10 protein-coding genes, 1 tRNA gene and 1 riboswitch are annotated in these 11,486 nt (G+C 61.2%); of the genes, 5 read left to right on the top strand and 6 right to left on the bottom strand.

What is annotated here, in order from left to right:
- Positions 1-25: 25 nt before the first annotated feature.
- The 5 genes from urtE to urtA form a co-directional block, all read right to left on the bottom strand.
- Positions 26-721, bottom strand: a complete 696-nt coding sequence (urtE, locus tag ACGYLO_RS07405) for an urea ABC transporter ATP-binding subunit UrtE (protein ID WP_394376371.1) — start codon at positions 719-721, stop codon at positions 26-28.
- Positions 708-1,463, bottom strand: a complete 756-nt coding sequence (gene urtD, locus ACGYLO_RS07400; RefSeq protein ID WP_271688918.1) for an urea ABC transporter ATP-binding protein UrtD — start codon at positions 1,461-1,463, stop codon at positions 708-710. The genes urtE and urtD overlap by 14 nt, the downstream gene beginning before the upstream one ends.
- Complete coding sequence (gene urtC, locus ACGYLO_RS07395) at positions 1,460-2,641, bottom strand: urea ABC transporter permease subunit UrtC (RefSeq protein WP_271688917.1); 1,182 nt, start codon at positions 2,639-2,641, stop codon at positions 1,460-1,462. The genes urtD and urtC overlap by 4 nt, the downstream gene beginning before the upstream one ends.
- Before the next feature lie 3 nt (positions 2,642-2,644).
- Positions 2,645-4,573 (bottom strand): urea ABC transporter permease subunit UrtB, encoded by a 1,929-nt coding sequence (gene urtB / locus ACGYLO_RS07390; RefSeq protein ID WP_271688916.1) that lies wholly within the window; start codon positions 4,571-4,573, stop codon positions 2,645-2,647.
- Positions 4,574-4,649: 76 nt separating this feature from the next.
- Positions 4,650-5,936, bottom strand: coding sequence for an urea ABC transporter substrate-binding protein (urtA, locus tag ACGYLO_RS07385; RefSeq protein ID WP_271688915.1), 1,287 nt, complete (start codon positions 5,934-5,936; stop codon positions 4,650-4,652).
- 354 nt (positions 5,937-6,290) lie between these two features.
- On the opposite strand from urtA, the gene ACGYLO_RS07380 reads away from it, so the two are divergent.
- The 5 genes from ACGYLO_RS07380 to ACGYLO_RS07360 all read left to right on the top strand — a co-directional run bounded on the left by ACGYLO_RS07380 (position 6,291) and on the right by ACGYLO_RS07360 (position 10,924).
- The gene (locus tag ACGYLO_RS07380) at positions 6,291-7,370 is read left to right on the top strand and encodes a GTP-binding protein (RefSeq protein WP_271688914.1); all 1,080 of its coding nucleotides are present in this window, start codon (positions 6,291-6,293) and stop codon (positions 7,368-7,370) included.
- A 25-nt stretch (positions 7,371-7,395) separates the two neighbouring features.
- Positions 7,396-7,610: riboswitch (cobalamin riboswitch) on the top strand.
- A gap of 119 nt (positions 7,611-7,729) precedes the next feature.
- A complete protein-coding gene (locus tag ACGYLO_RS07375; protein WP_271688913.1) occupies positions 7,730-8,137 on the top strand; it encodes a DUF1636 domain-containing protein in 408 nt (135 codons plus the stop codon).
- Positions 8,134-8,916, top strand: a complete 783-nt coding sequence (locus ACGYLO_RS07370) for an ABC transporter ATP-binding protein (RefSeq protein WP_271688912.1) — start codon at positions 8,134-8,136, stop codon at positions 8,914-8,916. Before ACGYLO_RS07375 ends, ACGYLO_RS07370 begins: the two co-directional genes overlap by 4 nt.
- A gap of 14 nt (positions 8,917-8,930) precedes the next feature.
- Positions 8,931-9,875 (top strand): ABC transporter substrate-binding protein, encoded by a 945-nt coding sequence (locus tag ACGYLO_RS07365; RefSeq protein ID WP_271688911.1) that lies wholly within the window; start codon positions 8,931-8,933, stop codon positions 9,873-9,875.
- Between the two features lie 44 nt (positions 9,876-9,919).
- A complete protein-coding gene (locus ACGYLO_RS07360; protein ID WP_394374315.1) occupies positions 9,920-10,924 on the top strand; it encodes a FecCD family ABC transporter permease in 1,005 nt (334 codons plus the stop codon).
- Positions 10,925-11,137: 213 nt separating this feature from the next.
- Here ACGYLO_RS07360 and ACGYLO_RS07355 read toward each other — a convergent pair.
- A tRNA-Met gene (locus tag ACGYLO_RS07355) sits at positions 11,138-11,214 on the bottom strand.
- Positions 11,215-11,486: the final 272 nt, after the last annotated feature.

Here is an 11,486-nt window from a genome sequence, read left to right as displayed (position 1 = left end):
GCGCGATCCCGTTTTGAGGGGTCAGCTAGAGCGCAAGCGCATCCAAAAGCTGCTCTCGTTTCGCTTCGGACTTTGGGATCGATTGGGTGATCCGGCCACGCTGCATGACGTGGAAATGATCCGCGTTGTTATAGGCAAAATCGAAGTTCTGCTCGACCAGCACGATGGCCAACTCCCCCCGATCCCGCAGAAGCCGGATCGTGCGGCCAATCATCTGGATGATATTGGGCTGAATCCCCTCGGTGGGTTCGTCCAACAGCAGCACGCTGGGCCGCGCGATGAGTGCGCGGGCAATGGAAAGCTGCTGTTGTTGCCCGCCCGAAAGGTCGCCCCCGCGCCGGGTCTTCATCTCAGCGAGGACGGGGAAGAGATCGAAAATGTCGTCCGGGATCCTGCGCTCGGACTTGGGCAGGCAGGCAAAGCCCGTCTCAAGGTTCTCTTGCACAGGCATCAGTGGAAAAATCTCACGCCCCTGCGGCACATATCCGACGCCCGCCTTGGCCGAGAGTGCCGCACGTCCCGGCTGCAACTCCTCCCCATTAAGCCTGATCCGCCCGCCCGAAAAAGGGTGCCGCCCGGCGATGGCCTTCAGCAGGCTGGTCTTACCGACCCCGTTCGTGCCGGTCACGCAGGTCACCTGCCCCACGGGCGCGTTCAACGTGATTTCGTGCAGGATTTGGGATTGCCCGTATTTCAGGCTCAGGTTCTCAATCTCCAGCATCGGTGCGCCCCAAATAAACGTCAATTACAGTCTGATTGTTGGTCACATGATCCAGTGACCCTTCGGCGAGCACCGATCCTTCGTGCAATACGGTCACCTTGCAGTTCAGCCGCCGCACGAACTCCATATCATGCTCCACCACGATAACCGCGCGGGTCTCGGCCGCCCTCTTCAGGATGTCGGTGGTGTGCTCGCGCTCATGCGCGGTCATGCCCGCGGCGGGCTCATCCACCAGCAGCAGGCGCGGCGATTGCGCAAGCAGCATCCCGATCTCCAGCCATTGTTTTTGCCCGTGGCTCAACTCTCCGGCAGGGCGGAAGAGATGGGCGGTCAGGTTGATCTCATCGGCGATCTGTTCCAGCCGCGCCGCCCCCTCGGCACTCTTGCGATAGAACAAGACCGAGAAGGTGCCCCGCGGGTTCTTGAGCGCCATGGCAAGGTTTTCGCGCACGCTTTGCGCCTCGAAAACCGTGGGCTTTTGAAACTTCCGCCCGATCCCCAGCATGGCGATCTGGTTTTCCGACAGGCCGATGAGCGAGCGGCTGTCTTCGCCGAAACGAATATAGCCCTCATCCGGCTTCGTCTTGCCGGTGATGATATCCATGAAGGTGGTTTTGCCCGCCCCATTGGGGCCGATGACGGCGCGCAACTCCGGCTCCCCGATCTGGAGGCTGAGGTTCTTGATCGCCTGAAATCCGTCAAAGGATTTCGAGATTCCGGACATTTCCAAAAGAGAAGTCATGACTTGCGCACCAGTTTGTCAAAGAGGCCGCCGATGCCCTTGGGCGCAAACAGCGTGATAAGTACGAAGCTCAGGCCAAGCAGCACCAGCCACCAGTCGACCCAATGGATCGTATAGACCCCCAGATCGATGCTGGGCGCGCCGCCCCCCGTGAACCAACTGGACAGGAGCGAGACCACCGCCGCCCCGATGACCGCCCCGTAAAGCCGGCCTCGCCCGCCAATGGCGACCCAGACCGCGAGATAGATCGAGGCGATGGGCGCGATCTCAGCCGGGTTGATGATGCCCGCCTGAGGGTAATAGAGCGCGCCTGCGATGCCTGCGACGATGGCGGTGATGGTAAAGACGAAGAGCTTATAGCTTTCCACATGATAGCCGAGGAAGCGGACGCGCGATTCATCGTCGCGGATGGCTTGGATGATATTGCCCAGCTTGCTGTCGGTGATCCAAGCGAAGAACAGATAGCCCAATGCGAGCGCCAAGGCGGAGGCGAGGAAGAAGACGATGGACACCATGTCTTGCCCGCTGTCGGCGAAGCCGGGGATGTTTTGCAGGCCCGACAGGCCGTTGTTGCCCCGCAGCCCGCTGTCGTTCTGGAAGAGGTAAAGCGCCAGCGCCAGTGTCATCGCTTGGGTTAGGATCGACAGGTAGACCCCATTGACGCGGCTGCGGAACGCAAGCCAGCCAAAGATCAGCGCCAGCGCGCCGGGGATCAGCACGACGAAGGCCAATTGAATCCACAGACTGTCCGCAAAGGCCCAGATCAGCGGAAAGTCGGATGAGCCGACAACGCCGAAAATCTGGTTTCCGATGGCGTCCGATATCTCCTGCGGCGTGGGCGGGATGGTCTGACCGGCGAGGCTGTCGGCCACGATGATTTCGGTGCGCGCATACATGAGCCACATCCCGATGGCGTAGCCCCCGATCCCGAAAAAGGCGAAATGCCCAAGGCTGAGGATACCGCAATAGCCCCAGACCACATCCATCGCGATGGCCACGAGGCACAGGCAAAGGGTTTTGCCCAGCGTCTTGACGAAAGAGGTCGAGACAAGCCCGGTGCCCACCGCTTCGGACATCACCGTGACAAGGGCCGTGAACAGGCCCAGCGCGGCGAGGAAGTAGAGAACCGAAGGATTGCGCCCGATGAAGGAACTGCGTTGGCTGTGCGTCTGGGTCATGGCTCAATCCGCCGCTGCCCGGCCTTTGGGGGCGACAATGCCCTTGGGCCGGAATTGAATGAACAGGATGATGAAAAGGATCATGTAGGTCTGGGCCGCCAGCGTATTGGAGGGGTTCAACCACTCGATCCCCTTTTGCAGGAAACCGATCAGACCGGCGCCCGCCAGCGTGCCGAAGACCGACCCGACACCGCCCACCACGACGGTCATGAAGCTTTGCACGATGTAATTCGTGCCCATCTCGGAGGTGACCTGCGCATAAAGCCCGATGCCGACGCCCGCGACCCCGGCGATGCCGGAGCCCAGCCCGAAGGTCATCATGTTGATGCGGTCCGGGTTGATCCCCATTGAGGCCGCCATGCCGGGGTTCTGCGTCACCGCGCGCACCTCCAAGCCAAGGCGCGTACGCTTGAGAATATACAGCAGCAAGAACAGAAAGATCAGCGCCAGCACGAAAATGGCGATGCGGATGAAACTGATCTGAACCACATCCGAAATCACCAGCGCCCCGCGCAGCCATTCGGGCGATGTCAGCGGGCGGGCCTGCGTGCCAAAGATGTTCTTGGCGATCTGCTGCAGGGCGATCGAGATGCCGAAGGTCGCCAAGAGGGTTTCAAGCGGGCGATGGTAGAGATGGCGGATCACCAGCCGCTCCATCGCGACGCCCGCGCCAAAGGTCACGGCAAAGGCCAGCGGCAGCGCGATCAGAAGCGACATCGTGTAGTCGGGGATGACGAGTTGCACGACATAGCCCGTATAGGCGCCCATCATGATGAACTCGCCATGGGCCATATTGATGACCCCCATCTGCCCAAAGGTGATCGCGAGCCCAATCGCGGCGAGGAAATAGATCGAGGCCAGCGAAAGACCGTCGAGTGTCAAATCCAACGTCTGCGCCCAGCCAACCCGCGTTTCGACCGCGTCGAGCGTGGCGCGGGCCGCGTCGGTGATCGCGGCGTCCTCCTCTGCGTAGCGCTCATAGAAGACCGCGTTCTGCAGAGCGGTATCGATATCATCCTGCGTCACCAGAGGCGGCACGCTGCCTACCTCGGCAAGCGCGCGATAGGCATCCACCCGGCGCGCCGGGTCATCCAATTGCGCCAGAGGGACGCCGCCCACGCGGCCATCGACGATCTTGGCTTCCAGCGCCGCGCGTATCTCGCCGTGTGGCACGATCCCAGGGGCGAGGCCCGCCTCCACCAGCGTCTCATAGCTTGCTAAGGGTGCTGCCATTGGATCAAGAATGCGGGCGATGTTGCCCTCGGGCTGCTGTTCGGCCACGCCGGTCTTGGCCGAGAGGATCTGGCTCAGCACCGCCCGCGCTTCGAGGGAGGTGTCAGAGGAAAGGCTTTCAATCGCGCGAATGCGCTCATCAGCCGCCTGCCCAAAGCGCGCGGTCAGGAAATTGGCCAATTGCGCCTTCCGGGCGCGCAGGGCGGGATCATCCTCTCCATCAAGTGAGGCCACGAGCGGGCCAAGCTGGCTGGCATCGCTGCGGCGCGCGATGCTTTCAAGCGCGGCGCGGCGGCGCGCAGGATCGGGATCGGACAGTTGAAACTGCACCAAGGCCGTGCCGATGACCCGCCGCACGCCGCCATTGGGGCGCAATTGGCTGAACCCATCCGAGGGCGCAGTGGCCTCTTCGCCCGTATCTATGTCGCGCAGCGCGAGCGTATCATCCGCCTCGGCCCCAAAGTAGAACAGGCCCGAGGTATCGTCTTGCCAGACGTTCCGCTCGGCCCATTGCTCCAGAAAGGCTGGCACCTGCGGCAGGCCCGAGGCCACCAGATCGTCCAATAGGACACCGACCGATTTACGCGAGGGTTTGATCACCTCTGCTTCGTGGGTCTGCAAAAGGGACTGGAGGTCCTGAGCGGATGCAAAACCGACAGAGGCCAGCAAGCACATCAGGCTGAGCAGCATTCGAACCATGAGGTATGGGGCTTTCGGAGAGGGAGTGGTCAAAACGGATGCCGGGCACGGCTGAAAACGCGCCCGGCGCTTGGGTTCAGTAGTTCGAAGTCAACTGAACGCAGGTCTCGGTCTCTTTGTTGTACATGCCGCATTCGAGGTCTTTCCAGTCGGAGACCAGAACCGCCGATTCAGGCAGGAAATCCGTCCATGCATCGCCCGGCACTTCTTCGGTCTGGCTGATGATGTCGAATTGGCCGTCTTCGGTGATTTCACCGATCAACACAGGCTTGGCGAGGTGGTGATTGGGCAGCATGACAGCTGTCCCGCCGGTGAGGTTCGGGAATTCCTGCCCATACATCGCCACACGCACCGCATCCACATCGGTGGTGCCCGCTTCGGTGACCGCGTTTACCCACATGTTGAAGCCGATGTAATGCGCCTCCATCGGGTCATTGGTTACCCGGTCTTCGCCCATCGCCTCTTTCCAAGCGGCGACCCATTCGTCATTTTGCTCGGATTCAGCCGATTGGAAGTAGTTCCAAGCCGCGAGATGGCCCACGAGGTCAGCGGTATCGAGGCCCGAAAGCTCTTCTTCCCCGACCGAGAAGGCGACGACCGGAATGTCATCGGCAGAGATGCCCGCCGCGGCCAGTTCTTTGTAGAAGCCGATATTCGCATCGCCATTGATGGTTGAGATCACGCCCACCTGCGAGCCATCCGCGCCCAGTTCGACTACATCCGACACGATCGTGGACCAGTCGGAATGGCCGAAAGGCGTATAGTTGACGAAGATGTTCTCTTCGGGAATGCCCTTATCCAGCAGATATTGCTCAAGAATGTTGTTGGTGGTTCTGGGATAGACATAGTCAGTGCCCAGCAGCGCGAATTTCTCGACGCCCAGTTCCTCAAGGAAATAATCGGTGGCCGGAATCGCCTGCTGGTTCGGGGCCGCACCGGTGTAGAACACATTGCGCGAGCTTTCCTCGCCCTCATATTGGACGGGGTAGAACATCAGGCCGTTCAGCTCTTCCAGAACGGGCAGCGCGGATTTGCGCGAGACCGAGGTCCAAGAGCCAAAGATGACATCCACCTCCGAGACGGTGAGAAGCTCACGCGCCTTTTCTGCGAACAGCGGCCAGTCGGAAGCCGGGTCAACGACGACCGCTTCGATCTCACATCCCAGCAAGCCGCCCGCGGCGTTCTGCTGCGCGATCAAAAGCTCCATCGTGTCTTTCAATGTCGTCTCGGAAATGGCCATCGTCCCCGAGAGGGAGTGCAGCACGCCAACCTTGATCGGATCGTCGCAGGCTGCAGCGGCGGCTGAACCTGCGAGCAGAAGGGCAGCGGTCGCCGTGACTGTGCGTTTGGTGGAAAATTTCATGACGGTATCCCCGTTTGGTGTGCGGAAAAGCAAAGACGCGATGATGCCTCTTCCACACAGCGTTTATTGTTATCGCGCGCGGATGCCCCCTTGCCGGACAACTCCCTTGGCGCCGCCCCATAGCGAGGCCTCTGCAGCCTCAATTTCAGGGCGCGTTGGAACAAGCCCTAACCCAAGGTCGCTTTCTGCGGCGCAGCAACAACGCCCTTCGATTGGGCGGTTTGAGGTGGACCTGCCAAAATTTAGGCGCTGAGCGCATGGATTTGGCAAGCTCGGGGCACCGGCCTACGGGTTGCACCTCATATTGTGATGTTATAACGTTTCTGAAATAATCCATAGCAGAGCCCGCAAACCATGCCCGCCACCGACAAACGCATTCCCGTCACCCTGCTGACCGGCTTCCTCGGCGCGGGGAAAACCACGCTGCTCAATCACATCGTCGCAAGCGAAGAGGCTCCCAAAATCGCAGTCGTCGTGAATGAATTCGGCGAGGCCGGGCTTGACCACGATCTGATCGAAACCGCCGACGAAGAGGTCATTCTCATGCAATCGGGCTGTCTGTGCTGCTCGATCAGGGGGGATCTGTCGCGGACGCTGCAAGACCTCAAGCGCCGCAGGCAGACGTGGCGCGTGCAATTCGACCGCGTTGTGATCGAGACGACGGGGCTGGCCGATCCCGGCCCCATTCTCCAGACCTTTTTGGCCGATCCCTATCTGGCCCGCAAATTCCGCGTGGACGGGGTTGTGACGGTCGTCGATGCCGCGAATGGGCCGGACACGCTGGATCAGCAGTTCGAAGCCGTCTCGCAGGTGGCGATGGCCGATCTGCTGGTGCTCAGCAAATCCGACTTGGTGACCCAGCAAGCGCTTGCCGCCTTTGAAGGCAGGCTGCGCGACCTCAATCAAACGGCGCGCATCATCAAGGCCGAACGCGGGCTTATCCCGGTTGCATCGCTCTGGGGGCTCAGCGGTATGCGGCGGGCGGTTGATGCGAGCAACGTTATGGAATGGCTCACGCCCGTCGAAAAGTCCGATCCGCTTGACAACCTCTCGGGCTTCGCCGCGCCCACGGCATCCGCCCCCATGATGCAAACCCACCAACATGATGCGCGGATCGGGTCGGCCTCCATCGTTCTAGACGCACCGATCCCGGCCGAGGCTTTCGACCTTTGGCTCGACACGCTGGTCAGGCTGCGCGGGTCCGATCTTTTGCGGGTCAAAGGCATCGTGCATCTGGAAGACGTCCCCATCCCCTTTGTCTTTCACGGCGTGCAGCATCTTTTCGATCCGCCCGTCCCCCTGCGCGACTGGCCAAAGGACGACCGGCAGTCCCGCATTGTCGTCATCGCCCGCGATATGACCAACCCCGAACTGAACCGGAGCCTCGATATGCTACGCGCCCGGCGCGATGGGCCGGAGCGACAGGCGGGATAGCAGCTTGACCCGGCATGGCTCTTCGGCCACAGATCATGGCGATGGTTTCCAGCCGCCGCAGCGGCGTCTGGGATGAAAAGGGAATACGGTAAGGCAAGCAGCGCGCGCCGAAACCGTAACTGCCCCCGCAACTGTGAGCGGTGAGCGACCCCGGCAAAACCACTGAGCTTTAGGCTTGGGAAGGTTCGGGCGAGCGTCGATCCGCGAGTCAGGAGACCTGCCATCACCGGCACCGAGAGGGCCGTAATTGCAACTCAACCCAGACGGGGTGTCTGGTTAGGAGAACATGATGGCGACAGGGAAACTCCCTTGCTGTAGAACATGGCTGCTCGATCCCCCGCGCGATCGCGGAGGGCGACATGGATACGCATCAAAACCACAGGATTACGGTTTGCACCTCATGCAAACACAAGGGCAAGGATTGCCGGCCGGGCTTTGACCTAATCCAGAGGCTGAGCGCCGCAATCGCGGCAGCCGGCGCGGCGATCCCTGAGGGTTTCGAGATCGCGGGCGTGGCCTGTATGGCGGGCTGCGACCGCCCCTGCACGGTGGCCTATCACGCCAGCAAAAAGGCGACCTACCTCTTTGGCGACATCGACCCTGACGAAGACATCGACGACCTTGTGGCCTTCGCCCAGCGTTATGCCACATTGAATGACGGCTGGTGCTCTTCGCTGGACCGCCCCGGCAAACTGCGCAAATCCACCCTTGCGCGGGTGCCCGCGGCGATGATCGAGCTGAAACCCAGCCACCTGCGCGTCTCATGAGAGCCGCCGACCTTGCAGTAAAGGATGTAAGCTGGGCGCCGGGAAAATCGGGCCAGCCGGTTCTGCACCCTACGTCCTTTACCGTCGCAGCGGGCGGCGTTCTGGGCGTGTTGGGGCCGAATGGCGCGGGCAAATCCACCCTTTTACGTCTGCTCTACCGTTTTCAACCGCCCCAAACGGGATCGATCCATGTGGGCGGGCAGGATATTTGGTCCCTCTCCGCCCGTGCCGCCGCGCGGCGCATCGCCGCTGTCTTGCAAGAACAGACGCCGTCCTTTGGGCTGACGGTCTTGGAGATCGTCCGCCTTGGCCGCACGCCTCATCGCGCGGCGTTTTCGTCATCCAGCCGCAAGGACGAGCAGATCATCGACCGCGTCTTGGACCGGCTCAGCCTGCACCCCCTCGCCCACCGCGATGTCGGCACCCTTTCGGGCGGGGAAAGGCAGCGCGTCATGGTCGCCCGCGCCTTGGCGCAGGAGCCGCAGGTCTTGGTCCTGGATGAGCCGACCAACCACCTCGATATACGCCACCAGCTTGAAATCGTGTCCCTGATCCGCGGATTGAACATGACCATCGTCGTCTCGCTTCATGATCTCAATATGGCCGATGGCATCTGTGACGAGGTGCTGGTGCTGAAAGACGGCTATCCGCAGGGCTTCGGCCCGCCAAATACGGTTCTGACCGATGATCTCGTCTCAAGAACATTTCGCGTCGACGCGCAGCGCGAGCGGCTCACCCCCAGCGGCGCGGCGCATTTCTCTTTTGCCCTTCCAGATTGAAACGGAAAACTCTTATGAAACTTACTCTCACCACTCTCGCCGCCCTGATGATCGCCGGATCGGCCTTCGCCCAGACCACCGTGCAAAGCTGCGACCGCGAAGTCACCTTCGATCACCCACCCCAAGCCGCGGTCGCCAATGACGTGAACCTGCTTGAGATGATGCTGGTGCTCGGCCTCGCAGACCGCATGGTGGGCTATACCGGCATCTCGGGCTGGAACAAACTGGACCAAGAGATGACCGCAGGTGTCGCAGCGCTGCCGGAACTGTCGTCGAAATACCCCTCGCGGGAGGTGCTGATCGGGGCGGATGCAGACTTCTTCTTTGCCGGTTGGAACTACGGCATGAAGGTCGGCGGCGAAGTGACGCCAGAAACGCTCGCCCCCTTCGGCATTCAAGTCTATGAACTCACCGAAAGCTGCATCCATATCGGTCAAAAAGCCCCATCCTCGATGGAGGATATGTATAACGACATGCGCAATCTCGGCACGATCTTCGACGTCTCGGATCGCGCGGAAAGTTTGATCGAAGGCTACCAAGCTGAACTCGACGCATTCCTAGCGGCGCTGCCCCCGCTTGAGACCGCCCCCCGCGTCTTTGTCTATGACAGCGGCGAAGATGTGCCCTTCACCGCCGGGGCCTATGCCATGCCAAACGCCTTGATCGAGGCCGCGGGGGGCACGAACATCATGAACGACCTTGAGAAAAGCTGGGCCACCGTCGGTTGGGAGGCCGTGGTCGCGCGCGATCCCGAAGTCATCGTGATCGTCAATTATGGCGAAGTCACCGCCGATCAAAAGCGCGCTTTCATGATGGAGAACCCCGCCTTCGCCGACATCGATGCCGTGCGCAACGACCGTTTCGTCGTGCTGGAATATGTCGAGGCCACACCCGGCCCGCGCAACATCGAAGCGGTCAAAACCCTCGCCACCGCGTTTCGGGGCAGTGAGCATTCATGACGTTTAAACCGCGATCGATAGCGCCTCGGAAACCCACGCGGGGGGTGTGGATCACTTGCCTGTTCGGCATCGCAATCCTGCTGGCATCGCTGTCGATTGCGGTGAGCGTGGGGGCCGTCGTGGTCCCCGTCAAAACCGTCTGGGGAATCTTGGCCAACAAGGCCGCCCCCGGCGCCGTGGCCGTGGACTGGTCCGGCGGGCGGGAGGCCATCGTCTGGAACATCCGCCTGCCGAGGGCCATCCTCGCCTGTCTCGTCGGCGCGGGATTGGCGATCGTCGGCGCAAGCCTTCAGGCCGTCACCCGCAATCCGCTAGCAGACCCGCATCTGCTGGGCATCTCGGCAGGCGGCGCATTCGGCGCCATTCTGGCCCTGCTGCACACGGGGCTGTTCCTCGGAGGGCTGACCGTCCCCCTGCTCGCCTTCCTCGGCTCGCTGGGTGCGATCTTGATCGTTCTCGCCGTCACGCAATTCGCAGCCGCCACCAGCGCCGACCGGCTGGTCTTGGCCGGCGTCGCCGTGTCCTTCATCGTCATGTCCGCCGCCAATGTGCTGATCTTCCTTGGCGATCCACGGGCCACACATACGGTGGTGTTCTGGATGCTCGGCGGCCTCGGCTTGGCGGGATGGAACCAACTCATCTACCCCGCCGTGATCCTACTGGGTTGCGGCGCCTATCTCTGGCTCAGGTCAGGCCATCTGAACGCCATGACCGTCGGCGATGAAACCGCCACCACCCTCGGCATCCCCGTGGCGCGTTTCCGGCTCACGATCTTCGTCATTGGCGCCCTGATCACGGGGGTCATGGTCGCTTTCTCAGGCGTGATCGGCTTCGTCGGCCTGATGATCCCCCACATCGTGCGCCTCTTGGTCGGCGGCGACTACCGCCGCCTGCTCCCTATCTCAGCCCTATGCGGCGCCGTGTTCCTCTTATGGGCGGACATCGTGGCCAGAACCATCATGGCCCCCGACGATATGCCCATCGGCATCGTTACGGGACTGATCGGCGGCGTGTTTTTCGTTTGGCTGCTGCGGGGGCAGATACGGTGAGGCGCATTACAATGGGAGACGCTCGAACCGGGCGCTGAACCGCTGACCCGCCCCTGTGCTAAACTCTCTTCCCTTCTACCGACGCAAATAGTCTTCTTCGCAAAGCTGGCGGAACACGAATTTGAACAGGGATAGAGCAAGGGGACATCCCCCCAAATGCAGAAAGACCCGCCGGGAGGGCGGGTCTTTCTGAAAGCGATACTTCGCGAATATTGGTTGCGGGAGTAGGATTTGAACCTACGACCTTCAGGTTATGAGCCTGACGAGCTACCGGGCTGCTCCATCCCGCGCCAATGCCCTCCGTTTAGACTTATAGTGCGGGAGCTGCAAGCGCATTCGAACAGAAAAAGGTAATTTTTCTTGAGAATTTCTTCGGCACGCTTAACGTTCGCGCCGCCAAAGTTCGAAGGCCGCCAGAAAGCCCCCTCCAACGCAAAACCGCCGCAGCTTTGCGCTGCGGCGGTTTTGTTATTCTGATCATCGTAGAGAGATACTGTAGTCTAGGAACTTATTAGGTTTGGCGATGACCTACTCTCCCACGTCTTAAGACGCAGTACCATCG

The sequence above is a fragment of the Sulfitobacter sp. 1A13353 genome (genome assembly GCF_043557255.1).
Lineage (GTDB): Bacteria > Pseudomonadota > Alphaproteobacteria > Rhodobacterales > Rhodobacteraceae > Sulfitobacter > Sulfitobacter faviae.
The sequence above is the reverse complement of the archived record's forward strand: the minus strand, read 5'-3'. Positions and strand labels throughout refer to the sequence as shown.

Bases quoted from the DNA above. Each gene is read 5' to 3' on its own strand.
- ACGYLO_RS07375 (WP_271688913.1), top strand. From the start codon at position 7,730: ATGGATACGCATCAAAACCACAGGATTACGGTTTGCACCTCATGCAAA.
- urtB (WP_271688916.1), bottom strand. From the start codon at position 4,573: ATGGTTCGAATGCTGCTCAGCCTGATGTGCTTGCTGGCCTCTGTCGGT.
- ACGYLO_RS07380 (WP_271688914.1), top strand. From the start codon at position 6,291: ATGCCCGCCACCGACAAACGCATTCCCGTCACCCTGCTGACCGGCTTC.
- ACGYLO_RS07370 (WP_271688912.1), top strand. From the start codon at position 8,134: ATGAGAGCCGCCGACCTTGCAGTAAAGGATGTAAGCTGGGCGCCGGGA.
- urtD (WP_271688918.1), bottom strand. From the start codon at position 1,463: ATGACTTCTCTTTTGGAAATGTCCGGAATCTCGAAATCCTTTGACGGA.
- urtE (WP_394376371.1), bottom strand. From the start codon at position 721: ATGCTGGAGATTGAGAACCTGAGCCTGAAATACGGGCAATCCCAAATC.
- urtA (WP_271688915.1), bottom strand. From the start codon at position 5,936: ATGAAATTTTCCACCAAACGCACAGTCACGGCGACCGCTGCCCTTCTG.
- ACGYLO_RS07365 (WP_271688911.1), top strand. From the start codon at position 8,931: ATGAAACTTACTCTCACCACTCTCGCCGCCCTGATGATCGCCGGATCG.
- urtC (WP_271688917.1), bottom strand. From the start codon at position 2,641: ATGACCCAGACGCACAGCCAACGCAGTTCCTTCATCGGGCGCAATCCT.